Source organism: Chromobacterium fluminis (assembly GCF_011602385.1).
Classification (GTDB): Bacteria; Pseudomonadota; Gammaproteobacteria; order Burkholderiales; family Chromobacteriaceae; genus Chromobacterium; species Chromobacterium fluminis.
The window spans coordinates 70,283-95,515 of record NZ_JAAOMA010000008.1 but is presented as its reverse complement, the minus strand read 5'-3'; the positions used below and the strand labels follow the sequence as shown (position 1 = coordinate 95,515).

Genomic DNA, 25,233 nt, shown 5'->3' with positions numbered 1-25,233 from the left:
TATTACTCTCCTGCGGGCGAAGCGTCGGCCTCGCCATTCAGCAAACGGTGGTAGCGCGCGCGCGCATGCTCATCCGGCTCCACGCGGCCGTCCGGCGGCGCGCCGCCGGCCACGACTTTATGGAAGCCGGCGTTGGCCAGCGCGCCCTTGTCCGGTTTGCTCAGTTCATTGGCCACCGGGATATCGAACTTGACGCCGTTGGCCAGCTCCACCGTGTATTTTTGCGTGGTGACCGCATGTTTGACCGCCAGGTGGCCGCTTTCGTCAATGATGCCGCGCTCCACCTCGCCGCCGTCGGCATGCAGGGTATAGGGCATGCCGGTCCAGCTGCTGTTGCCGCCTTGCGGCGATTGATCCAGGCGCAGCGACAACGGCATCCTGGGAATGCTCTGCGGATAATCCGGATGCGTGACCGTCATTTGCGCCGGCCCGCTCATCTGATGGCTGGCGCCCTTCACCGACACCTTGCCGGGGCAATGCAGCTCGATATTGCCGCCGGCGATGCGGATGTAAGCGCCGCCGCTGACGTTGAGCAGGATTTCCTGCTTGGCCGCCACCGTGATTCTTTCCTTGCAGGAAGTCACCGTCACGTCCTTGTCCGCGGTGACCTCGACGCTGTCGCTCTGCGCCAACATCTGCACCTTGCCCTTGGCCGCAATCAGCTTCAGCGAAATCTTGTCTTGCAGGCCGGTGACGAACAGGCTGATGTGCTGGCCCACATTGTGAATCCAGCGCCGGCCGCTGGTCTGGTTGGTGTCCCGCTGCGCCACCAGGTCCAGATTGGTGCCGGCCGCCACGGTCTGGCTTTGCTGGCTCAGGCTGGCGATGCCGGCCGGCGCGGACAGGATGAGCAAGGGCTGGCGGCCCGTCTGTTCCTTGGCGGTCTTGCCGTCCTTGTCGGTGTTGCTGCCCGCCTCCCAGGCTTTCAAGGCCGCGGCCTGGTGCTGCAGATGCCCCTTATCCCCTTTTCCCGCCTTGCTATTGTCCGGATTGACCTTGTCCGGCCCGGTTTCCATGGTATCGGCCTGCTGGCCGCTGGCGGTGTCGCCCAGGCTTTGACTTAGGCTGAGTGCCGCGTCCAGCTGGCTTTGCGCTTGTTCGCGCGCCAGTTGTTTGCCGGATGCGCCGTTCTGCGCTTCGGTGGACAGCAGCAGGCCGTGGCCGGCACGGATGGCGCCGTGGTTGTCGGTGCGCAGTTCGAAGCCGTCGCCGCGCGGCTCGGCCTTGCCGTTGCTGCGCGGATGGGTGAGGAAGCCCTGGTTGAGCTGGGTCTTGCCGGGTTCGGAACTCAGCTTGGCGCGCACTTCGCCGGGGGTGTCGTCGAACAGCAGTTCGTTGTACTGGCCGCCCTGGTGTTCTTTGGACTTAATGCCGGACAGGGTTTTGTTGGCCGGCAAGGCGCCCGCGCCGCTGAAGTCCGGCGTCGGGTGGCTGCCGTTGTAGAGCACGCCGGTGATCACCGGGCGGTCGATATCGCCTTCGATGAAGTCGACCAAGACTTCCTGGCCGATGCGCGGGATGAATTGATGGCCCCAGCCAGCGCCGGTGCTGGGCATGACCACCCGCAGCCAGCAGGAGGATTTGTCGTCCAGGTTGGCGCCGATGCTCGGGTGTTCGTCTGGCCGTTGCCAGTGGAATTGCACCTTGATGCGGCCGTGCTGGTCGGTGTGGACTTCCTCTCCTTGCGGTCCCACCACGGTGGCGGTCTGTACGCCGCGGGACTTGGGCTTGGCCAGTTCGGTGTGGGCGTAGGCCGGGGTCAGCGGCACGCCGCGGCGTTGGGCGTCGAAGTCGGCGCGGAAGGGTTGAGCTTCTTTGCCATCCTGGAAGGCTTTGAGGTCCGCCGGCAGGTTGTTGCGCGCGCTTAAGGCTTGGCGGGTGACGACGAATTCGCGTTGTTCGCTGCTGTCGCCGTCGTGGGCCGGGTGGTCGTCCAGGCGGAACCACTGGCCGGCGGCCAGGCCGCGCACCGAACCGCCTCCGCTGAATTGCTTGGCCTTGAGGTCATGCGCTTGCTGGCGCAGCTGGGCGTAGTGACTGAGCTGGTCGGCGTCGCCGGCGTAGTACAGCGATTGCGGGTCGTAGTCGTGCAGCGACGATTGCAGCGCCTTGCCGTTCTGGCCCTGGTCGATGCGGCTGTCGTCGCCGCTGTGCTGGGTCTGCACCGGCTGGTAGTCGAAGCTGGCCAAAGCCACCGCGCCGGGGACGATCTGGCGTTGGGCGTTCCACTCGGTCAGGCCGTCTTCGGCCTCGGTGGCGTCGCTACGGTGGAAACGCACGCGCTCAACGGTTGCCGGCGGCAGGCTGTAGGGGTCGTCGAAGGCGACCAGTTGTACCTGAGGAACCTCGCCGTCCAGATGGTCGAAACGCCAGGCGTAGCCCTCTTCGTGCAGCAGCCGCACGATGAAGTCGTAATCGCTCTCGCGGTATTGCAGACAGTAGCTGCGCGGGGAAGCGGCGCCGGTCTTGAACTCCAGCGTCTGCACCCGGGCGAACACCGGGTTGGCCTGCTGATGCTCGGCCAGGATCTGCGTGACGATGTCCGGCACCGACAGGTCCTGGAACACCCGTGAACTTATACGGTGGCGCAACAGCGCGAACGGCGGCTCGATGGTCAGCTGGTAGCGGCTGAAACCGCCGTCCGAGCCCAGGCTTTCCACTTTGGACACCACGCCGCAGCGCAGGCTCTCCGCGCCGGCGGCGTCGAGGATGCCGATGCGGGCCGGCAGGCCAAGCAGGGTCTTGAGTTCGATAGCGCCGTCTGGAGATAAACACACCAGCTGGTAGGCGTAAGGCCGGGACACGCCTTCTTCGCCGGCCAAGCTCAAGGGCAGCAGTTGCTCGGCCGCCACGCTGCCGTCGCCCAGGCTGAGGGTGAGCAGGCGCTGGTCTTGGTTGAAGGCGGAGGCGAAGCTGGCGAGCAGGGTGCTGAGGTCCATGGGGCGGTCCTTCGAACTATCCAAAATCAAAACACCCCCAAACCAGCCTTATGCAAAGCCCCCATGGCGACGGGCTTCGACCTGGTCTGCGGATGGGGGCCGTGAGGCGTAATGAGGGTGGAGATGACAAAATTTGAGCCAAAATATTTTAGATAACCGGCACTTAGCGGGCAATCCAAGAAAATTGCCATTTTCACAAAACTGGCCAAAAGGACAGGTTTAAACTCTTATCAATCAACTAAAGCGGCTTAAACCTTGTTTGCCGGCATTAAAAAGTCAAAACAAGGAAAGTTATGGCTTGGCAAGAAAAGCAAAAGTCGAAAAAATCAACGATAAGCTGTTGAATTTTATCGACTTAAGCCATAAAGACTCCACTAGTAGAGCCTGTTTACGATCTGCTGCGCCTCGGCGGGGTGGATAGAATAGAGCGTTGTTGAAAACCACTTCGGAATACTCATGTACCCCTTGTACATTCCGCTTTCTCAGCCATTTTCGCCTTGTCTCGCTCTAGCTCGCTAGATCGTGAACACCTTCTCAGAACGACAAGGTGCCGGACAACAGCAAGGTACGCGGCGCGCCCAGGCCGCCGGACAAGCCGCTGCCGTCGCCGCCGCTCCATGACCCCGCCCAGTAAGCGCGGTTGGCGACGTTCTGCACCGTCGCGCGCAGAGTGATTTCCTTGGACGCCACCTTAGTGGTGTAGCGCGCGCCCAGGTCAAACAGGGTGTAGGACGGCAAGGACAGTTGGTTGTTGTCGCGGACGAAGCGCTCGCCCACGTACTGGGCGTTACCGGTGGCGGTCAGGCCCGGCAAGGCGGCGATATCGTATTCCACGCCCAGCTTGGCCATCACCTTGGGCACGCCGGTGGCCTGCTTGCCCAGGTGCGTCGGGTCCAGCGCCTTGGTCAGTTCGGCCTTGGTGTAGGACGCGCCGCCCATCAGGCGCAGGCCGCGGCTGGCCTCGCCCCAGAAGCTCCACTCCAGGCCGCGGTTGCGCTGCTCGCCGTACACGCCGAAGACATTGCTGTCCGGGCTGGTGTAAGCGCTGGGCCGGGCGATCTGGAACAGGCTCAGGCTATGGGTAATGCTGCCCCAATCCAGCTTGGCGCCCAGCTCGTACTGCTCGGTCTGATACGGCTGCAAGCTTTCGCCGGCATTCTTGGCCGCAGCGGGCGCGGGGTCCCCTTTATTCAGGCCCTGAATGTAGTTGCCGTAAACCGAGAGCTGGTCCGATAGCTTAACCAGCAGGGCGGTGGCCGGGGACCAGCGGCTTTGGTCGTAGTTGGAAGTTTGCGCGCCGGCGGCGTCGTAGTTGCTGCTCTGCACATTCTGACGCCGCGTGCCCACCGTCCACTGCACCTTGCCGTCCATGAAGGAAAGGGTGTCCACCAGGGCGATGCTGCCCAGCTTGTCCTCAACGCTCCTGCCCATATACCGGAACGCCGGCTTGGGTCCGAAGGACGGCGCATAGTAATTAGTAGTGAAGGAGGGACCTCTGCCATCCTGGTAGTTCCACCGCGAGGTGTAGCGCGTGGCCACCAGCGACCATTTATGTTGAATCTTGCCGGTGTCGAAATGACCACGCACGCCGGCCTCGCCGGATTTCTGCGTCCCATCGCTGATTAAGCGAAAGGCGTTCACGTTGATGTCCCCGGCATTGTTCAGCAATTGATTTCTGGTGATCTGGGCGTCGAAATCCACGTCCCGCTGTCCCCATGCGCCAAACAGGGTGAGCGCATCGCTCAGTTCGTATTCGCCACGCAGCATGGCCATCTGGGTGTTGTTAATGCTGGCGGCCCAATCCGGCGCCAGCTGATAATCGCCGGTTTTGGGCGTAGGCACTTGGGTCACGCCGGGGGCGATGGAGAAGATGCCGAAGTAGTTGATGCCGTCCAACCTCTCCCGCTGCTTGTAAAGGTCCAGCGAAACGCGGGCGCGCTCTCCGCGCCAGTCCAGGCCCAGCGAGGCCAGGCCCATGTCCTGCTTCTGCTTGTCCACCGCGGTGTCGCCGTTGCGGTAAACGCCGTTGAAGCGCACGCCCCATTGCTGCTTGTCGCCAAAACGCCGGCCCACATCCAAGTGCACGCCGGGCATATTGTCGGATTCATAAGTCGCGGTGATGGAGGTCAGCGGCGTGTTGCTCGCGCGCTTGGGCACGATGTTGACGCTGCCGCCCAGGCTGCCTTCCGGCGGCATGCCGTTGAGTAGGGTGGACGGCCCCTTGAGCACTTCCACCCGCGCCGCCATTTCGGTGGAGCTGCGCTGATTCGGCGCCATGCCGATCAGGCCGTTGAAGGTCATATCGTTGGCGGAGGTGGGAAAGCCGCGGATATTGAATGTTTCTTTGACGGATCGTTTGCTAGCCACATAGACCGAGGCGTCTGCGGCGCCGATCAATGTGCCAATATCCCGCGCTTGCTGGTTTTCGACATAGTCCTCGGTGTAGCTGATGGTGCTGAACGGCGTATCCATCACGTCCAGATTGCCCAGCACGCCCACCCGGCTATCGGTGGCCAGCTGGCCGCCGGCGTAGACGCGGCGGCCTTGCACCACCACCGGCGCCAGCCGTTCCGGCGCGCTGTTGCCGGCCTGGGCCTTGGCCGGCGCGGCGTCCGTGCCTTGCGCCAGCGCGGTCGGAGCCAAGGCGATGCCGCCAAAGCCCACCAACAGGGCCAGGCGGGTGGCGGAGAGAAGTTTGTTCAGCGGGAAGACGGATTGCGGCGCGAGTCGGCGTGTAGTTGATATGGGGGAGGCCGACCGTTTCTGACTCAACATCCAGATTCCTTTCTACGTGAGGAGATTGTTTCACTTCACTATGTATTCCGAAGCAAAGTGCGAAACCCTCAAATAGAAATGAAAATCATTTCTAATAGCATGCCGTCAAGTCAAATCGCTCCCGGCTTAGCGCTTGTTCAACGTCTCGCGAGCAAGGGCGAAAACCGCTGAGAAAGCGGAATGTACAAGGGGTAGGAGCATTTCAAATGCGCAGCTCACCGGGCCGCGCCTCACATCTCGCAGCTGATCATGAACCAATTGGTTTCAAGAGCTACCTTGGTGAACATAGAGGCCACTGGTGGGTATCGCCTACGGCTCCTCCCACCCTACACAGGCTTGCTCGTCATCAGTAGGGTGGGAGGAGCGCAGCGATACCCACGCGGAAATCTCTTGAAGGGCCGGGACACATCGGCTGCGCGGTTTTCCGCGTACCGTGCTGGATTTCAAAACACGGCAGCAAAGATCGTAAACCGGCTTTCAGCTGCGATAGCCCTTGATCACCTCATCCCCAATCCGGTTCAGGCAGCTCAGGCTGGCGGTGCACAGATACCAGGTTTCGGCGTCGGCGAAGATCACCTTGCCATTGCGCCAGGCCTTGGTCTGCCGCAACAGCGGGTTGTCCAGGGTTTTCAGGTTCAGGGCCGGCCGCCGCTCCATCACCGCGGTGCGGTCTATCACGTACAAGATGTCCGGGTCCGCCTGCTGGATGAATTCATTGGAGATGGGCTGGCCGTGCAAGCCGCTGCTGGTCTCCATGCTGGCCGGCTTCACCCCCAGGGTGTCGAAGATGTAACCGTAGCGCGAACGCACACCGTAGGAGGTGAAAGCGCCGTTGTTGTGCAGCACGATCAAGGCCTTCTCCGGGCGGCCGGCGGTCACCTCGCGCACCTGCTTGATCTTGGCGTCGATCTCGCCGGCTTTCTCGCGCGCCAGCGCCTCCTTGCCCAAAATCCGGCCCAGGGTCAGCAAATGCTCCTTGGCCGTGTCCAGGGTGTGGCCGGGCCGGTTGTTGAGGTCGATGTCGTAATGCAGCGTCGGCGCGATGCGGCTCAGCTCCGGGTAGCTTTGCGCCTGCAGCGGCGAGATCAGGATCAGGTCCGGCTTGAGCGCGTGCAGCCGTTCCAGATTGGGCTGGATGGTGGTGCCCACATCCATCACCTTGGGGTCCTGCTCGTACTTCTTCAGGAAGCCGGCCACATAGTCCTTGGAGATGCCCGCCACCGGCGCGCCCAGTTGGTCCAGCGCGTCCAGCTCGCTCATGTCGAAGGCCACCACCCGCTCCGGCCGCTTGTTGATCTGGGTGGTGCCCAGCTCGTGCTTGATGGTGAGCGGGGCGTAGGCGGCCTGGGCCGCCGGCGCGGCGGCGGCTTCGGATTTGGCCTGCCGGGCGTCGCAGCCCAGCAAGCCGCCGGCCACGGCCAGCGCCAGCAGGGCGGCGCGCGCGCGCGGCTTCTTATCGTTGCTCATACGGTTTCTCCAGAGGGTGAGGGATTGAAGTAATTGCAGACGAAGCCGCGCTCGCTGGGCAGGATGTCCACGGCCAGGCCGTAGAGGTCGCGCAGCCGCGCCTGGGTGACCACCTCGGCCACCGGGCCGCAGCCATGCACCGCGCCCGCCTTCATCGCGACGATGTGGTCCGAGTAATTGGCGGCGAAATTGATGTCGTGCACCACCAGGATCACGGTGCGGCCTTGTTCCTCGCTCAGCCGGCGTATCGCCTGCATGATGTGCACCGCGTGCTTCATGTCCAGGTTGTTGAGCGGCTCGTCCAGCAGCAGGTAGTCGGACTGCTGGGCGATGCACATCGCCAAAAAAGCCATCTGCCGCTGGCCGCCGCTAAGCTCGTCCAGATAGCGGGCGCGCAGCGGCTGCAGGCCAAGGAAGGCCAGCGCCTCGTCCACCGCGCGGCGGTCGTCCCGGCTTAGCAGGCCCTGGCTGTAGGGGAAGCGGCCAAAGCCCACCAGTTCCTCCACCGTCAGGCGCAGGCCGATATTGGGATGCTGGCGCAAGGTGGCAACGCGCTTGGCGTAGCTGCGCAGCGGGATCCGCTCTATCTCCTCGCCATCCATCAGGATGCGGCCGGCGCTGGGCTTCAGCAGCCGGGCGATGGACATCAGCAGCGTGCTCTTGCCGGCGCCGTTGGGGCCGATCAGCGAGGTGACTTGCCGGGAGGGAAAACTGAGATTGACGTCGCGCAGCACTTGTTTGTCGCCGTAGGCCTTGTAGACGCGCTCAAGCGTGATCATGCATGTCCTCTGCTGCGCACCATCAGCGCCAGGAAATAGGCGCCGCATACCAGGTTGACCAGGATGCTGACGGTGGTTTTGTAGTTGAACAGCTGCTCCACCAGGAGTTGGGCAGCAATAAAGATGGCGATGGCGACGGCGCAGGCCAGCGGCAGCGTGACCCGATGCCGGAAGGTGCGCGCCAGCGCATAAGTGATGTTGGCGACGAAGACGCCCATGAAGGCGGTGGGCCCCACCAGGCTGGTGGACACCGCCGCCAGCACCGCAATCAGCGCCAGCTGCATGCGCACATTGCCGGCGTAGTCCACGCCCAGGGAAATGGCCTGCTCTCGCCCCAGCAGCAGCACGTCCAGCACCGCCAGCCGCCGGCTCACCAGCCAGGCCGCGGCCGCGGTCAGCAGCGCGGCAAACAGCAGCGCCCCTGGCTGGACCCGGTTGAAGGAGGCGTAGCTGAAGCCCTGCAGGATGGCGAACTCGCCGGGGCTGGTCTTGAGCTGGATGAACTGGGTGAAGGTGCCCAGCACCATGGTCAGCACCAGGCCGCTCAGCAACAGCAGGTAGAGATCGTTGCGCTCCTTGCGGAATAGCGCGCGGTGCAAGGCCCAGGAATAGGCCAGCATCACCGCGATGGACAGCAGCGCGTTGCCGTGACGGCCCAGCAGCGCCAGGCTTTGCGCGCCCAGCAGCAATACCAGCAGCGCCTGCAGCAATAGGTAGATCGCCTCGTAACCCATGATGGCCGGGGTCAGGATGCGGTTGCCGGTCAGCGTCTGGAAGGTCAGCGCGGACACGGCGATGCAGACGCCGGCCACCCCCATCGCTGCCAGGCGGATCAGGCGGTTGGGAATCACGTAATCGAAATCCAGGCCGGAGCCCAGCAGCAGGAACACGAGCGCCAGCGCCGCCGCCAGCGCCCAGACGCCGCGGCGGATCAGGGCGTCCCTCATTTGTGCTTCCATAGAATCATCATCAGGAACAGGACGCCGCCCACGCTGCCCGCGGTCAGGCCGATGGGCACTTCAAACGGGTAGATCAGCAGGCGGCCTATGATGTCGCAAACCAACATCAACAAGGCGCCGCAGGCGGCGACGATGGGCAGCGTGCGCTGCAGGTTCTCGCCCCAGCGCAGCGCCACCAGATTGGGAATGACCAGGCCGACAAAGGGAATGGCGCCCACGGTGATGACGGTGGCGGCCACCGTCACCGCCACCAGCACCAGGCCCAGCGCCGCGGTGGCCGCGTAGCTCAGGCCCAGGCTGGCCGCCATCTCCTCGCCCATGCCCAGCACGGTGAAGCGGTGGGCGTAGCAATAGGCGAGCGCGACGATGGGCAGGATCAGGTAGACGATCTCGTAATTGCCTTCGACGATCTTGGAAAAATCGCCCAGCAGCCAGCCCTGCATGCTTTGCAGGATGTTGTGGCGGTAGGCGTAGAACTCGGCCACCGCGCTGAGCACGCTGCCGTACATCAGCCCTATCACCGGCACCAGCACGGTGTTCTTGAACTGGATGCGGCGGATGATGGCGATAAAGACCAGGCTGGACGCGAAGCAGAAAGCCAGCGCAAACAGCATCCGCCCCAGGTTGCCGGCCTCAGGGACCAGGCTCAGCCCCACCAGGATGCCCAGCTTGGCCGCATCCAGCCCGCCAGAGGTGGCCGGCTCCACAAAACGGTTGCGCACAATCTGCTGCAGAATCACCCCGCACACCGACAGCCCCACCCCCACCAGCAGCAGCGCCGCCAGGCGCGGCAGCCGGCTGGCGGTGAGGGTCAGCCAGCTGTCGTCGGACAGGGCCAGCGGCCCGGTCCAGGCCATCTGTTTGGCCCCCACCATCAAGGACAGGCCGCTGCAAGCCAAGAGCAGCAGCGGCAAGGCAAGTCGTTTCAACACACGGCCTCTGCGGCCGGCGCCGCGGTGATGCGCCAGCCCTTGGCGCTTCTGCGCTGCTCCAGGAAGTGGGCGTAAAGGCCGGCGCGCGCGCTCAGCTCGGCATGGCTGCCTTGCTCGCGCACCTTGCCGTCCTCCAGCACCACGATCTGGTCCGCCATTTCCACCGTGGACAGCTGGTGGGCGATGACGATCAGGGTGCGCTTGCCGCGCAGCCGCGCCAGCGCCTGGGCGATGGCGGCCTGGTTCTCGGTGTCCAGCGCCGCCGTGGCCTCGTCCACCAGCAGGATGGGCGCGTCCTTGATCAGCGCCCGCGCAATGGAAATGCGCTGGCGCTCGCCGCCGGACAAGCGCGCGCCGCCCTCGCCCACCGGCGTGTCCAGGCCCTGCGGCAGGCGTTCGATGATTTCCTCCACCCCGGCCAGCCTGGCCGCCGCCAGCACTTCGGCGTCGCTGGCGTCCGGCTTGCCGATGCGGATGTTGTCGCCGATGCTGCCCTGAAACAGATAAGCGTCCTGGAAGATCTGGCTGATCTGGCCGGCCAGCCGTTCGCTGGACAGGTCGCGGACATCCACGCCGCCCACTTTCACCTCGCCCTGGTCCACGTCGAAGAAGCGGGCGATCAGGCGCAACACCGTGGTTTTGCCGGAACCGGACGCGCCCACCAGCGCGGTCATGCTGCCCGGCGCTATGCGCAGGCTGAGCTCGCTCAGCACTTGCACCTGTTCCGGCCCGTAGCGGAAGCCCACCCGGTTCAACTCCACCGAGGCGTCCGCCGGCGCGCCGGAACGGACCGGCTCGGCCATGGGCGCCACCTCAAACAACTTGGCCACCGCCTGCAACTGGCCGCGCGCGCCGCGCAGCACCTCGCTATAGCCAGCCACGTCCAGCAGCGGGTCGATGAAGCGGCTCATCAGCATCAGCGCCACCAGCGCCGGAATCACCGTGGCCGGGCTCAGGCCCAGGCCGGCATGGTCGCTCAGCCACAGCGCGGCCACCAGCAGCAGCGCGGCGAAACTGGCCTGCACCGCCCAGACGTTGAGCACCGAGGACAAGGCCGACAGCTGGATCAGGCGCCGGCCGGAGCGCTGCTGCTGGGCAATGGCCTGCTCCAGGAAACGCGTGCCGCCGCTTTCGCCGTTGAAGGCGCGCAGCACCGATTGCGCCTGCGCGAACTCCACCATGCGCTGGCTGCTCTGGCCGGCGTGCTGCTGATAGGCCTGGTCCGCGCGCTGGCTCAGCCGCGCGGTCAGCCCAAACACCAGCAGCAGGCAAGGCAGGCTGGCCAGCCCCACCCAGCCCATCAGCGGATTGACGGCGAACAGCGCGCCCAGCACCACCACCGGCGTCACCACGCCGACAAACAGCGGGGTGAACACATGGGCCGGCAGCTGGGCCATTTCCATCATGCCCTGGGTGGCGATGTGGTTGAGCCGGGCGGTGTTGCCGGCGCTGAACCAGCCCACCGGCAGGCCGCCGACATGCTCGGCCAAACGGTGGCGTCCGCCTTGCAGCACGGCGATGCCGACGGCGATGCCGGCTTTTTCCACCTTGCGCCGCAAGCCCCAGCACAGCGCCACGCCCAGCGCCTGCGCCGCCAGCCACGCGCCGGCCGCGCGCGCCTCGCCGGCCAGCAGATGGCTGAGCACCGGCGCCAGCATCACGATGGTCACGCCGCACAGCAGGCTGTAGGTCAGCGCCAGCCACGCATAACGGCGCAATTTGGCCGCGTCCTCCCCCAGCAGCCGAATAAAAGTCTTCAACATTGCGGCACCCATCCTTCCTGTTTTGCTTCTCCGGCCTTGCCGTAATGACCCTGCGCCCACAGCCGCGCGTAGCAGCCGCCCTGTTCCAGCAACTCATGGTGCCGGCCGCGCTCAATCAGCCGGCCCTTGTCCACCACCAGAATCTGGTCCGCCTGCATCACCGTATCCAGCCGGTGGGCGATCACCACCAGGGTGCGGCCGCGGGCGAAGGCGGACAGCGCCTGCTGCAGCTTGACCTCGTTTTCCGCGTCGGCCGCCGCCGTCGCCTCGTCCAGCACCAGCACCGGCGGGTCCAGCAACACCGCGCGGGCAATGCTCAGCCGCTGGGCCTCGCCGCCGGAGAACTGCACGTCCTCGCCTATCACCGCCTCGTAGCCGCGCGGCAGCTCGAGAATGCGCTCATGGATATTGGCCATGCGCGCGGCCTCCTCGATCTCCGCCTGGCTGGCCGAGGGCCGGCCCAGCGCGATGTTGTCGCGCACGCTGGCGTGGATCAGGCGCACGTCCTGCAAGACAAAGCCGATGCGCCGATACAGCTCCGCGCTGTCCAGCTGCCGCAAATCCACGCCGCCCAGGGTGATGCGCCCGGCGCTGGGGTCGAAGAAGCGCAACAGCAGCCGCGCCAGCGTGGACTTGCCGGCGCCGGAGGGGCCGACGATGGCCGTCACCGTGCCGGGAGCCAGCGTGAAATCGATGCCGGACAACACCGGCTCCTGCTCGGAATAGCCATAGCTCAGCCCTTCCACGCGGATTTCGGCGTCGGCCGGCCGCGCCGCGCCGGCGGCGGTTTCCAGCACCGGGGTCTGCAGCAGCGCATGCACGCGCTGGGCCGCGCCGGTGGCGTGGTTCAAATCATGAGTGATGTAGCTCAGCATCAAGAGCGGCGAACTCAGCCCCGGCGCCACCAGGGCGAAGGGCAAGACGTCCACCGGGGCGATCCAGCCCAGGCCCACCATCAGCGCGCCAAAAGCCAGCACCACGCCCAGCACCGACACCGGCGCGATGATGGCGTTGGCGTTGGCCATTGCGCTGACCAGCGGCCGGGTGAAATCCGTGAAAGCGCTGGCAAAAGCGTCTATCGCCGCGCGGTAGCTGCCGTGCGCCTTGTGCTGCGCGCCGAAGGCCTTCACCACCGGAATGCCGTTGACGAACTCCACCACCGCGTTGTTGATGCGCGCCATGCCCGCGCCAAAGCTCTCCATATTGGCCGCGCTGGCCTTGTGGGCCCGCGCGAAGAACAGGAAGAACAGCGGGAAGGGCAGCAGCGAGGCGATGGCCATGCGCCAATCCATCGCAAACAGATAGACGATGGACGCCAGCACCGCGCCCACGCTGCGCCCCAGCGTGGTGTAGAAATGGGCGGTCAGGCTGTGCAGAATGCCGATATCGTCGTGCATCGCCTGCTTGACCTCGCCCGAGGCGCGGCTGGTGAACCAACCCAGCGGCACCTTGGCCAGCCGGCGGGTAATGGCCAGGCGCAGCAGGCCGGTGATGCGGTTGTCCGCCAGGTGGGCCACCACGTCGCCGGCCAGGATCAGCGTCATGCCGGCGAACAGGCAGAGCAGGCTCAGGCCCACCACCCGCCACAAGACATCGCCGCCCAGCGCGGCCGCGCCCTGGCCCAGCGCCAGCTGCGCGATATGGGCGACGCCGGCCAGCGGCGCCAGGCTCAGCATGGCGCCCAGCCCCGCCAGCAGGCCGGCGACGATCAGCCGGCCGCGTATCGGCGCCAACACGCGGGCGATAGGCCCGGCGGCGGCGGCCTCTCCCAAAACCTCTTCCTCAACACTCATGACAACTCCTCTACAACACGGATTAATGGTTGTTGCTTGCACGCGCCCGGCCCAAGACCGGCCTCCACGCTGCGCCGGCAGGCTTGCAGGCCCAGCGCGACGTACTTCTCCACCGAAGACACCGATACCTGAAGCTCCGCGGCGATATCGCCGTAGCTCATGCCGTTGAGCCGGGACAGCAGCAGCGCCTGGCGCACCTTGAACGACTTGCCCATCAGCGCCAGGTCCACCCCCTTGATCTCCTCCTTCACCAACGCGCGCGCCTCTTCCGACTGCGTGCGCGGCTCCGGCTGCTGGGCCTGGCTTTCCATATAGCTGGCCTCCAAACGGCGGCGGCGCAGCAAATCAATCACCTTGCCTTTGGCGATCTGCGCCAAGTGGCAACGGGATTCATCCGCCGGCGGAATCCGCCCTTTCTGAATGAGGTGCAGGTAAATGTCGTGAGCCAGATCCGTCGCATCGTTTGGATTGCCCAACTTACGCTGCAGCAAACCGCACAGCCAACCGTGGTGATCCAGGTACAAGCTCTGCAATTGCGACTGAAAAGTGATCGGGCCATTGTCCACGCCCCTCTCCTTTTCGCTTGTATTTGCAAATGATAATCATTTTTATTATTATCGCCGACATTGTCAATACGTCATACCTGACACAAGCATCCAATGTCTTTTGCATTAACTATGCCGAAAAGCCAGAAAACACCCGAACGACATGATGAATAAGCAGCATCGGGCCCAATTGGCCCATGACTGAAAACGGCCGGAATCCCGCGCCGTCCATGCCGTAAACATCTCATCGCAAGAACCAGCCGCACCCATTCCCAGGGTCGTCATCTCCCGACGACACCCTAGAGAACAGGCGTCCCAGTCGCCGCCCGCAACGATTATTGGCCGTTGAATTCCAGAAGGAGACTACCCTTGTCGCACCCCCACCCCGACATCCCGTCGCAGCGCCTGTCCCTGAGCCTTCACGAAGAACAATGCTGGCTATTGCAGCAGCAACACCCGGAACGCCTGAACCGCCGCGTCAACGCCTGGCGGCTGGACCCGCAGACGGACCTGGCCCTGCTCACCCTGGCGCTGCAACAGCTGATCCAGGCCCGGCCGGAGTTGAACGCCCGCTACGAGTTCAGCGACGACGGCGATCTGCGCAAATCCCATGTGGACGGCTGGCACCCTTGCATCGCCTTCCCGCGCCTGGGCGAAGCCGAGCTGGCCGAGCGCCTGCTGGCGCTGCGCGCGGCGCCTTGGGACGCGGCGACGCAGCCGCCGTTCCAGGCCCAGATCATTCATACCGAACACAGCGCCGTGCTGGCCTTGAGCCTGCACCCCATCCTGGACCCCGCCCAGCCGTTCAACGCCTTGGCGGATGCGCTAGCCCAGGGCTATCAGCAACTGGACGCCGCGCGCCGTCCGCTGGCGCTGACGCCCTTGCCCTTGCAGGCCGGCGAAACCGGCTACCGCCCGCCGGCGGCCGCCCAGCCCGCGGCCGACGGCCAAGACGCGGTCGCCGCCGTCATCCTGGCCGAACTGCGCGCCGTGCTGGCCGAACCCGGCATGGGGCCGGACGATAACTTCTTCGATTTCGGCGGCCATTCCCTGCTGGCCACCCGCATCATCGGCACCCTGCAAAGCAAGCACGGCATCCAGATCCGCTTCAACGACTTCTTTGAAGCGCCCACCGCCGCCGCGCTGGCCGCGCGCGCCACCGTCAGCGAACAACGCCGCCAGGCCGCGCCGGCCGGCGAAGTCCGCCAAGCCCCGCTGGCGCTGGCGCAAGCCTCGCTGTGGCGCGCCTACGCCGCCTACGACTTCGGCACCATCTTCAACCTGCCTTTCGCGCTGGATTTCCTAGACCCGGTGGACGAAAACCTGTTCCGCCTGGCCTTCACGGACTTGCTGGAACGCCACGCCAGCCTGCGCACTACCTTCCATGAAGAAGACGCCGCCGCGCTGCAGTGCATCGTGCCGCTGGCGGAAACCGGCGGCTACAAGTGGTTCTGGAGCAGTGCGGAGAGCGAAGGGCTGACGCTGGCGGACGAAGCCGCCCACCGCTTCGACCTGAGCCGCGAACTGCCGCTGCGGATACGCTTCCTGCGCCACCCGGCCACCGGCCGCCAGACCCTGTCCTTCCTGGTCCACCACATGGCGATCGACGAATGGTCGCTCAATGTGATGATGGACGAGCTGGCGCTGGCCTACCGCGCCCGCGCCGCCGGCAAGGCGCCGCAATGGGCCGCCCCGGCACCCTCCTTCCACGCCTTCGCGCTGGAGCAGCAGAGCCAGGGCGTCAACCCGCGCCACATGGATTACTGGACCGCCATGCTGCGCGGCGCCACGCCGGGCCTGCGCCTGCCGGACCCGGCCGCGCCGGCCGCCGCGCCCGTCCAGGCCGCCGGCTTCAAGGCCAAATGGCTGGAATTCAAGCCCGAGCCGGGCGTGCAGGAAGCGATCACCGCCTTCGCCAAGCATCACGACTCCTCGCTGTTCAGCGTGGTCTACACCGCCATCGCGCTGGCGCTGCATAAGCTGGGCGATCTGCCGGAAATCGTGATCGGCACCTCCTCCTCCGGCCGCACCGACGCGGCGTATTTCGACACCGTCGGCTACTTCACCACCATGGTGGCGCACCGGGTGCGCTTCGACCGCCGGCAATCGCTGGGCAGCCTGCTCAAGGACGTGACCCTGACCATCAACGACTCCATGGCCTACGCCGACATTCCGCTGGAGCTGGTGCAAAACGCGCTGGGCATGACACCGGCGGACGGCCTGCTGTTCGACGTCTACATCCAGGTCCACGCCAACAACGCGCTCAACGGCGCGCTGCCGGCCCCGGACGGCGGCGAGATCCGCTACCGCCAGATCGACCCGGACAAGAGCGAATCCATGTTCGGCCTGCAGTTCGAGATCATGGAAGACGCGCACGACGGCTCGCTGCGCCTGGTCATCACCTACCGCGCGGAGCGCTACTCCGCCACCCAGCTCGAGGCCATCTGCGCCACGCTGCACCGCTTGTTCGCGCTATTGAGCGCGGGCGATGCCAGCGAGCGGAGGCTGGAAGAGCTGCTGGGCTAAACGCTGCGCGTCGGTGATACGGCGCGCAAAGCCTGACGCCCCCGCCCTCAAACGAGAGCGGGGGCGTCCATTTCATTCAGTCTCAGAACCCGTTTTCGATCTTTCTTTAGTGCTTTGAAACCAGCTTGGCACACAGGAAACCCCGCATCCGATGCGCCTCAGGCCCCGGCCCGCGTGGGTATCGCTGCGCTCCACCCACCCTACCGCGACGAACAACCGTCGTAGGGTGGGTGGAGCCGCTGGCGATACCCACCAACAGCTCAACCTGTCCACAATCTTTGTGCCGTGTTTTGAAACGACGCTAACGCTCAGGCAACCGCGTACCCGATACCCACCGGCCTGTTTAGAACCTACCCCTGCGGCAAACCATAATGCTGGAACGCCGAACGCTGCGGCAGGCGATAACGCGGCTGGCCCAGCAACTGATTGATGATGGCCGCGTTGCGGATCGGGCCTATGCCCAAGTCCGGCGAGCCCACCCCGTGCTGGAAAATCTCCGCGTTCTGCACAAACACCCGGCCCGGCCCCTGATCGCGGCGGCGGGCGGTGAAATCCTCCTCCACGATGCAATCGCCCTGCGCGTCCACCGCCAGCACCGTCTCCTTCAAGCGCTCAAACCACTGCGGCCAGGCGTGGGCGTAGCCGGTGGCCGCCACAATGGCGTCGGTCTCCAGCTGGCAGCGCTGGCCCAGCTGCCGGTGATGGCAAGTCATGCGCAGCGCGCCGTCCGCGCCCTGCTCCTCCAGCGCCTCCACATCGCAGTTGGAATACAGCTTCAGGCCCGGCTCGCGGCCGCCTATCGAACGCTCGTAGAGCAGATCGAAAATATCGCCGATGGTGGAGAAGCTGATGCCCTTGTACAACAGGCCCTGGCCGGCCACCACCTCGCGGCGCTTCTCTCGCGGGATGCTGTGGAAGTACTGCATATAAGCCGGGGTAAAGCACTCCTGCCCCAGCTTGGAAAACTCCATCGGGTGGAAGCCCGGCGCGCGCGTGATCCACTGGATGGACGCCCCGGCCGCCACCTGCTCCGGGCTCATCTCGCGGAACAGCGCCAGCACACACTCCGCCGCGCTCTGGCCGGAGCCGATCACAGTGACGCGCCGGCATTGCGACAGCGCCTGTTGATTGGGGATGAACTGGGCGGAATGGATCACCCGCGGGTGACGGCTGGCGCGCGCCCACGCCGGCAGCCACGGCGAAGTGCCCACGCCCACCACCAGATCGCGGCCGGCATAGCGGCGCATCCCGCCCGACGCCGACTCGCTGTCCACCACGAAACGCCCCGCGTCCGCGTCGTAAGTCACGTCCCGCACCTCCTCGCCAAAGCGGCAGGCCGGCAGCTGCTGCGCGGCCCAGCGGCAGTAATCGTCGTATTCAATGCGCGGCACCAGGGTGTTGTCGTAGTAGTAGAACTGGTAAAGGCGGTCATGCTGGTGCAGATAGTTCAGATAGCTGAGCGGATGCGTGGGGTCCGCAAGCGTGACCAAGTCGGCCAGGAACGGCACTTGCAGCGTGGTGCCCGGCAACAACAAACCCTCATGCCAGCGAAACGCCGGCTTGCGCTCCAGAAACACCCCTTTGATGTCCGAGTGACGCGACAACAAAGCCGCCAAGCCCAGATTGAACGGCCCGATGCCGACGCCGGCAACATCTACGTTCGCCATTTCCATATGCGAAAAACTCCCAAGGTTCTATCAAAGGTTCTATCGATTGTCCCCAGGGCGGGATCGCCGCCCCGGGGTGAGTTTGATCAGGGCTGACCAGCCACCAGCAAGCGCTCCACATCCGCCACATTGCGGCAACGCAGCAGCTGTCCGGGCGACAGCTCCACGGCGAAGGTTTCCCGCAGGCGCGCCGCAATGGCTTTCAGATGCTGGGGCAGCAAACCCATGCTGCTGAAATCCAGCAACTCATCCGCCAGCTCCTGGTAGGAACGCCCCAGCACGCCCAGATAAATATCCAGCACCGGGCGCCGGTGCCGCGTCGCCACGGCCGGCGCCTCGACAACGGCTGCTGCCGCCGGAACATGGGCCGGCGCCTGCAACAAGACGCGCGCGCCACGGCGGTCCGGCTTGCCGTTTTGCGACAAAGGCAGTTGCTCCACCCGCAGGAAGCGCGTGGGCACATGGGATTGCGGCAGGACGCGGCGCGCGTGCTCGCGCAGATCCGCCGCGCTCGCCTCCGCGCCGGGCTTGGCCACGTAGAGCGCGCCTATGCCCAGCTCCCCCTGCCGCTCGTCGCCCACATCCACCACCAGCACATGGGCCAGCGCCGGATGCTTGATCAGCTCCATCTCGATGTCCGGCAGCGACACCCGCACCCCGCGCACCTTGACGTAGCCATTGACCCGGCTGTCGAACATCATCACCCCGTCCGGGCGGTAACGGCCGCAATCGCTGGTGCGGAAGGCCCGCGCCTCCCGACCGGCCTCGTCTCGCACCGTGACGAAGTCGTGCTGGGTCAGCTCGCCGTTTTCCAGATAGCCCAGCGCCAGATTGACGCCGGCGGTGTGAATGCGTCCGGCCACGCCGGCCGGGCAATGCTCGCCGCGCTCGTTCAGCAGCCAATAGCGGTTGCCGGGCAGCGGCCGGCCATAGGGCACCTTGGCGCTGTCCTCAGCGACGATGTCGTGCCAGATGCTCCAGATCGTGGTTTCCGTCGGCCCGCCCAAGGACAGCAGCCGCGCCGCCGGCAGGGCGTCGCGCAAATCCGCGATGATGGACGGCTTGATGTAATCCCCGCCCTGTGCCACCAGCCGCAGGCTTTGCAGCCCGCCTTCCCGCCGGCAAGACAGCAGCATCTCCAGCATGGCCGGCACCGTGCACCACAGCGTGACGCCGTGCTCGTCCACCAGCTGGTTCCAGCGCACCGCGTCCTTCTCCTCGCCCGCCTCCGGCAACACCAGGGTGGCGCCGGCAGTCAGGCTGCCCAGCACGTCGAACACCGACATATCGTGATGCAGCGGCGTCACCGACATGCACACATCACGCTGGCTCACCTGCCAATGCTCCAGCGTAGCGCCGATGACATTGGCCGTGGCCCGGTTGCACAACACCACGCATTTGGGCTTGCCGGTGGTGCCCGAGGTGTACAGGTAATACGCCGGCGTCTCGCTCAGGGACAGCGCCTGCCAGCCGCCGCGCGCGGCCAGCGGCGCGGCCTCCGCCAGCAGTTGCTCCGGCGTGGCCCGCGCATGCTCGGTCGGCAGCGGCTGAGCCGCCACCACCAGGTTTGGCCGGCAGTTGTCCAGCAGATAACGCAGCCGCTCCTCCGGGGACCCCGCGTCTATCGGCACCCACACCACGCCGCTGAAGGCGCACGCCAGGGTGACGATGGTGTGCTCCGGGCTGCGCGGCAGGCACACCGCCACCACCTGGCCGGCGCTCACGCCGCGCGCCTTCAGTGCCGCCATTGTCCGGGACACCGCCTCGCCCAGCTCGCCGTAGCGTATCCGCCGCTGGCCGCTGATCAGCGCCACCCGGGCGTTGTCCGGGTCGAAAATATGGGCGGCGATGCGGCCGAGGAAATCCTCGCTGCGCGCTTCGGCTTCCACGCTGTTCAGCCGGTAATGGCCGTAATCCAGCACCCGCCCGGCCGGAGCCTCGAACACGCCGCTGTCCGTCACCTGCTCGATGGCCCGCTCCAGCGCGCTCAGCACCGCGCCCACCAGGGCCGGCTCCAGCGCGTCGCGGGCGTAGTCGATATCAAACACCAGCGCGCCGTCCGCCCGTGCGGAAAAGCGCAGATCCATCGCCACCTGCGGCGTCTGGGTCAGCCCGCCGATCTGGCGCATGGCGCCGTCCGCCGCTGTCGGCCACGACAAACCATTGGTCACCACCACCGGCAACGCCGGGCCGGGGCCATGGCTTTCAAACAACATCCGCGCCAGGTCCACGCCGGAGAAGGCCAAGTGCTGCAAGCCTTCCATCACGTCCGCCTGCAAGCGGCGGCCGCGCTCCGCCAGGCTGTCCAGCCCCGCCTGCCACGCCACCGCGATGAAGCTGGAACGGTTGGAGAAACCGCCGGACGGCAGCGGCGCCACCGGCACCGCCACGCACAAGCCACCCTCGTCCAACCAATGCGACAGCACTTCCAACACCAGCGCCATCACCGTGGTGTTCTTGAAAAAGCGTTGGCCGTTGCCCAGCTTGCTCAGCCGCTCGAAACGCTCCGCGCTCACCGTCAGGCTTTGCCGCTCATAGCGCGCCACGCCCAATTGATCCAAGGGCTTGCGCCAGGGCAACCGCGGCGCGCCGCTGCAATCGGCCAGCTTGTTTTTCCAATACAGCGCGTCCGCCTTGCGGGCTTCCGCAGACGCCTCGGCCACTGCGGCGGCGGCCGGCCTGCTCGGCTCCACCACGCCCTGGAACAGCTCCAGCATCAGCGCGGCGATGGAGCGGCCATCTACGATCAAAGCGTCAAAACGCGTAAACACCGTCAAGCTGTCGTCCGGCAGCAGGAACAGCGTCAGCTCCCACGGGGAATGCTCCAGATCAAACAGCGCATGGGCGTAATCCTCGCGCGCCGCCGCCACCCGCTCCTGGGCCGCCGCTGGCGACAAGGCGCGCAAATCCACCTCCCGCAGATTCACCCGCGACTGCGTGCGGACCCGCTGCCGCAAGCGCGTGACGTCTATTACCGTGCGCAGGCAATCATGACGCCGCACCATCTCGCCCAGCCGGCTGCGCAACAGCGCCGGGTCCATGGCGCCGTGGTATTCGCGGAATTCCTGCATCGCCACCCCGCCCAGCGGCAGCTGCGCGGTGCGGCCCAGCAAATAAGCCTGCTGCAACACCGTCAACGGCGTTTCCGCCTCCGGCTGCGCCAGCAGGCGTTCCAGCGCGGCCGGGTCCGCCGCCACGGCGGTGGCCAGCGCCACAAAATCGTTGAACAACTGGGCAACCCAGTCTTGCGGCAAGGCGTCCAGGCGGATGTCCCAATTGATCAACACCCCGCCGTCCGCGCTGACGATCTGCGCGTCCAAGGCCACCTGCGGCCCCTGCGAAATCACCCAGTTCATCGCGCCGAAAGCGCGCCGCACCCGCTCCGAGAACAGCTCCCCGCCCGGCATATCCAGCGCCGCGGTGAACACCACCGGCGCAATCTGCGGCGAACGGTGATGGCGGGACAAATCCCGCATCAGGTTGACGCCCGGATAAGCGCAATGGCCGGCGCGCTCCAGCAACTGCGCGGCCAGGTTTCGGCACAGCGCGCCCGTAGTCGGCGCCGCGTCCAAGTCCACATCCAGCAACACCAGGTTGGCAAACTCACCGATGATGCGTTCCGCGCCCTCCAGCAGCGGCGGCCGCCAGAACACCGGCACGTTCAGCCGGAAGCGCCGGTCCCCGGTGGCCGCGCCCAAGGCCTGGGCGAACAAGCCCAGCATCAGGCCGGACAGCGTCAGCCGCTGCGCCTTGGCCAAGCGCCGCAAAGCCTGGCGCTGTTCCGGCGCCAGCCAGGCGCACAAGCGCTGGCTGGACACCGCGCCCGCCGGACCCTCCCGACGCGGCAAGGACGGAGCCGGCGCGATATTGGGCAATTGCTCCCGCCACCAATCGCGGTCCCGCTCCCGAGCCGCCTTGAGCCAGGGCTCGTCCCGCGCCCGGTCGCACCACTCAAAGAACGACGGCGTAGGCGGCGTCTCCGCGTCCGGGGCTTCGTAAAACAGCGCCAAATCCTCCATCAGCACACGGAAACTGGACGGGTCCACGGCGATCATGTCCGCGTCCACATGCAGCCGGCTATCCCCCGCGCCAAACAGGCTGATGGAAAAACGAACGGCTTGACCCCTTGCCAGGTCAAGCCGCTGATGTGTCCACTGCTGGCGCTTGGCTTTCAGGCGCTGAGCCAGCGCCTCGCCCTCCAAGGCGGTGAAATCCTCCACCTCCAAATGAGGCGCCTTATCCGCCGCCGCCAGCGCCTGCATGCCGTCCGCCGTCACGCAGGCGCGCAGCATGGCGTGCTCGCGGCCCAGCCTGCCCAGCGCGGCCACCAAACGCGGCAGATCAATGGCCTGGCCGTCGAACTCCGCATACAAATGCGCAGAGACGCCACCCAGATCCGAATGATCGCCCCGGCCCATCCAGCAGGCCGCTTGCATTGAAGTCAGCTCTCTCATTTCACGCCCTTGAAAATTGACAAATGGATTTCTTGCATTTCTTTCATCTCCATATGGCATCTCTAAATGCGAATGATTATAATTTACACCATTAACGTGATGCAATGATCAAGGTGAAATCGTCATGACGAATGAAAAACTAGCCCAGCCATCGCAAACGGAGGCCGCCAGCCCGCGCCAATGGTTGCACAGCCGGCTGCGGCAACTGATAGCGGAAGACGGGGCGCTGAACCCCACGGAAAACCTGATGTATTACGGCCTGGATTCCCTGCGCCTGATGACGCTAGCCACGGAACTCAACGCCCGCGGCATCCCCGTGCGCACGGAAGAACTGAGCCGCTCTCCCACCCTGGCGGACTGGGAAGCGCTGCTGGATGCCCGGCAAACGGGCGCTTAAAGAGTGACTGCGGCCGGCACGCAGAACCGGCCCTCACACCTCAAAAACAGACAAAACCGGGCACCAACCCACGCCCAGCCAACAAGGAAAAACACCCGGTAATACCCACCCACCGAGGATCTATTCACGATCTTGCGAGCTAAGACGAGACAAGGCGAGAACAGCTGAGAAAGCGGAATGCACACAGGGTACATGAGCATTTCGAAGCTGCTCTCAACGCCCTGTCTAAACTATCCCGTCGACGCGCAGCGGATCGTGAGCAGGTTCTGAGAAACCACGGAGCTACCCCATGTCGCTGTCTTCCCTAGACCAAAACCGTATCGAATCTTTTTGGCAGTACTGCTTGCAGCACCAATATTTCAATCTTGCTTACCCGGAATCGGCCGACTTCGACTACGCCCCCTTGCACCGCTTCCTGCGCTTCTCCATCAACAACTGCGGCGACTGGAACGAAAGCAGCAACTACCTGCTGAACTCCTTCGACTTCGAACGCGAAGTCATGCACTTCTTCGCCGAACTGTTCCACATCCCCTTTGACGAAAGCTGGGGCTACGTGACCAACGGCGGCACCGAAGGCAATATGTTTGGCTGCTACCTCGCCCGCGAACTCTTCCCGGACGCCACCCTGTACTACTCCAAGGACAGCCACTACTCCGTGGCCAAGATCATCAAACTGCTGCGCATCCAATCCCGCGCGGTGGACTCCCTGCCCAGCGGCGAAATCGACTACGACGACCTGGTGGCCAAAATCCAGCAAGACCAGGAACGCCACCCCATCGTCTTCGTCAACGTCGGCACCACCATGAAAGGCGCCGTGGACGACATCGGCATCATCCAGGACAAGCTGGCTAAGGCCGGCATCCCGCGGCGGGACTACTACCTGCACGCGGACGCCGCGCTCAGCGGCATGATCCTGCCCTTTGTCGACAGCCCCCAGCCCTACTCCTTCGCCGACGGCATCGACTCCATCAGCGTGTCCGGCCACAAGATGATAGGTTCACCCATGCCATGCGGCATCGTGCTGGCCAAACGCAGCAATGTGTCGCGCATCTCCGTGGAAATTGACTACATCTCCGCCAAAGACCAAACCATCAGCGGCTCCCGCAACGGCCACACCCCCATGATGCTGTGGGCCGCCATCAAGAGCCGGCCGTTGGCGGAATGGCGTCGCAAAGTGCGCCACTGCCTGGACATGGCCCAATACGCGATAGACCGCTTCCGGGCCGCCGGCATCCAGGCCTGGCGCTGCCAGAACTCCATTACCGTGGTTTTCCCCAGCCCGTCCGAACCCGTGTGCGACAAACACGGCCTGGCCCGATCCGGCGGCGCGGCCCACCTGATCACCACGCCCCACCACCACGACAGCCAGCGGCTGGACCGCCTGATTGACGACATCATCCAGGACCTGGGCGCCGTAACGGCCCCGGCCGGCGCCGCCATGAGCGCGGCTTAAAGCCGGCTTACGATCGCCACGCTGCAACGCCAAAAGCCGCCCACAATGGGCGGCTTTTCGCTGTAATTCCTCCTTCGCATCCCCAACGCGCGGCAGACCTTGAACAGGTATTTACTCCGCCTCCAGCAACACCGCCTCCACCTCCCGCTGACACGTCACACGGCCAGCGGGCGATGCGGCCAGATCCGCCAGCCGCAACCGGCATTCCCCCTGCGCATTGCTGACGCAGCCAGCCCCCTGAACGGAAACCGGCTCCAACTGACAACGGACAGGCGGGCCGGCCGGCATGCGGATCACCACCCGCTGCAAACTCGGCGCCAGCCGCGCCACCCACCAGCCGGCCTCGCGCATCGCCGCCTGATACTGCCGCCGCCCCTGCTCCAGCTGCGCCACTGCCACCCCATCAGCACCGTGCCGCTTGAGGTGAACCTCCACCCCAAGCTGCAAACCCACCTTGGCCGGCACCGTAATCCGCACCGGTGGGTTCTCGCGGTACAGCGCCGCGCTGATCGGCACGGCCGCCGAGCCGAAACGGTCCAGCCGCAGGCCGATGGGCGCGGCCGCCGTCAGAATCTCCAGTGTGCTGCCCTCCAAAGACAAAGCGCGCTCCAGCGGAGACAAGCCCAGGCGAAATGCCAAGTCCGGATACGTTTGCGGGCTGACCTTGAACAGGTATTTGAGATTGACGCCATCGGCGATACGCCGATAGTCCAGCTCATAAACATGCTGGGCCTGGACGGCCGGCAGCAAGCTTAGGCCGATGGCGGCCAGAAGACACGCGGCT

Annotated in this window: 15 protein-coding genes; 3 read left to right on the top strand and 12 right to left on the bottom strand. The window is 65.3% G+C overall.

What is annotated here, in order from left to right:
- Window positions 1-2: 2 nt before the first annotated feature.
- The 9 genes from HA052_RS07860 to HA052_RS07820 all read right to left on the bottom strand — a co-directional run bounded on the left by HA052_RS07860 (window position 3) and on the right by HA052_RS07820 (window position 13,973).
- Window positions 3-2,939 carry a type VI secretion system Vgr family protein gene (locus HA052_RS07860; RefSeq protein ID WP_166451501.1) on the bottom strand — a complete coding sequence of 979 codons (2,937 nt, stop codon included), beginning with the start codon at window positions 2,937-2,939 and terminating at the stop codon, window positions 3-5.
- Window positions 2,940-3,473: 534 nt separating this feature from the next.
- The gene (locus HA052_RS07855) at window positions 3,474-5,714 is read right to left on the bottom strand and encodes a TonB-dependent receptor (protein ID WP_166451500.1); all 2,241 of its coding nucleotides are present in this window, start codon (window positions 5,712-5,714) and stop codon (window positions 3,474-3,476) included.
- A gap of 477 nt (window positions 5,715-6,191) precedes the next feature.
- The gene (locus tag HA052_RS07850; RefSeq protein WP_166451499.1) at window positions 6,192-7,181 is read right to left on the bottom strand and encodes a siderophore ABC transporter substrate-binding protein; all 990 of its coding nucleotides are present in this window, start codon (window positions 7,179-7,181) and stop codon (window positions 6,192-6,194) included.
- A complete protein-coding gene (locus tag HA052_RS07845) occupies window positions 7,178-7,960 on the bottom strand; it encodes an iron ABC transporter ATP-binding protein (RefSeq protein WP_166451498.1) in 783 nt (260 codons plus the stop codon). The genes HA052_RS07850 and HA052_RS07845 overlap by 4 nt, the downstream gene beginning before the upstream one ends.
- A complete protein-coding gene (locus HA052_RS07840) occupies window positions 7,957-8,907 on the bottom strand; it encodes an iron chelate uptake ABC transporter family permease subunit (RefSeq protein WP_166451497.1) in 951 nt (316 codons plus the stop codon). The genes HA052_RS07845 and HA052_RS07840 overlap by 4 nt, the downstream gene beginning before the upstream one ends.
- Window positions 8,904-9,851 (bottom strand): ABC transporter permease, encoded by a 948-nt coding sequence (locus tag HA052_RS07835; RefSeq protein WP_346774546.1) that lies wholly within the window; start codon window positions 9,849-9,851, stop codon window positions 8,904-8,906. The genes HA052_RS07840 and HA052_RS07835 overlap by 4 nt, the downstream gene beginning before the upstream one ends.
- Entirely contained in the window at window positions 9,845-11,614 is a 1,770-nt protein-coding gene (locus tag HA052_RS07830; protein WP_166451496.1) for an ABC transporter ATP-binding protein, read from the bottom strand. The genes HA052_RS07835 and HA052_RS07830 overlap by 7 nt, the downstream gene beginning before the upstream one ends.
- The gene (locus HA052_RS07825) at window positions 11,608-13,407 is read right to left on the bottom strand and encodes an ABC transporter ATP-binding protein (protein WP_166451495.1); all 1,800 of its coding nucleotides are present in this window, start codon (window positions 13,405-13,407) and stop codon (window positions 11,608-11,610) included. Before HA052_RS07825 ends, HA052_RS07830 begins: the two co-directional genes overlap by 7 nt.
- Complete coding sequence (locus HA052_RS07820; RefSeq protein ID WP_166451494.1) at window positions 13,404-13,973, bottom strand: sigma-70 family RNA polymerase sigma factor; 570 nt, start codon at window positions 13,971-13,973, stop codon at window positions 13,404-13,406. Before HA052_RS07820 ends, HA052_RS07825 begins: the two co-directional genes overlap by 4 nt.
- Before the next feature lie 348 nt (window positions 13,974-14,321).
- Between HA052_RS07820 and HA052_RS07815 the strand changes: the two genes are divergently transcribed.
- Window positions 14,322-16,478: a condensation domain-containing protein gene (locus tag HA052_RS07815; protein ID WP_166451493.1), complete on the top strand. Its 2,157-nt coding sequence runs from the start codon at window positions 14,322-14,324 to the stop codon at window positions 16,476-16,478.
- A 350-nt stretch (window positions 16,479-16,828) separates the two neighbouring features.
- Here the strand turns inward: HA052_RS07815 and basC are convergent, their stop codons facing one another.
- Both basC and HA052_RS07805 read right to left on the bottom strand, forming a co-directional pair.
- Window positions 16,829-18,145, bottom strand: coding sequence for a putative histamine N-monooxygenase (basC, locus tag HA052_RS07810; RefSeq protein ID WP_166451492.1), 1,317 nt, complete (start codon window positions 18,143-18,145; stop codon window positions 16,829-16,831).
- An 86-nt stretch (window positions 18,146-18,231) separates the two neighbouring features.
- Entirely contained in the window at window positions 18,232-22,599 is a 4,368-nt protein-coding gene (locus HA052_RS07805) for an amino acid adenylation domain-containing protein (RefSeq protein ID WP_166451491.1), read from the bottom strand.
- 124 nt (window positions 22,600-22,723) lie between these two features.
- Here HA052_RS07805 and HA052_RS07800 point away from each other — a divergent pair, with 124 nt between their 5' ends.
- Both HA052_RS07800 and HA052_RS07795 read left to right on the top strand, forming a co-directional pair.
- Window positions 22,724-22,996, top strand: coding sequence for a phosphopantetheine-binding protein (locus tag HA052_RS07800; RefSeq protein WP_166451490.1), 273 nt, complete (start codon window positions 22,724-22,726; stop codon window positions 22,994-22,996).
- A 289-nt stretch (window positions 22,997-23,285) separates the two neighbouring features.
- Window positions 23,286-24,449, top strand: coding sequence for a histidine decarboxylase (locus HA052_RS07795; RefSeq protein WP_166451489.1), 1,164 nt, complete (start codon window positions 23,286-23,288; stop codon window positions 24,447-24,449).
- A gap of 111 nt (window positions 24,450-24,560) precedes the next feature.
- Here the strand turns inward: HA052_RS07795 and HA052_RS07790 are convergent, their stop codons facing one another.
- Window positions 24,561-25,199, bottom strand: coding sequence for a hypothetical protein (locus HA052_RS07790; RefSeq protein WP_166451488.1), 639 nt, complete (start codon window positions 25,197-25,199; stop codon window positions 24,561-24,563).
- Between the last annotated feature and the right edge of the window lie 34 nt (window positions 25,200-25,233).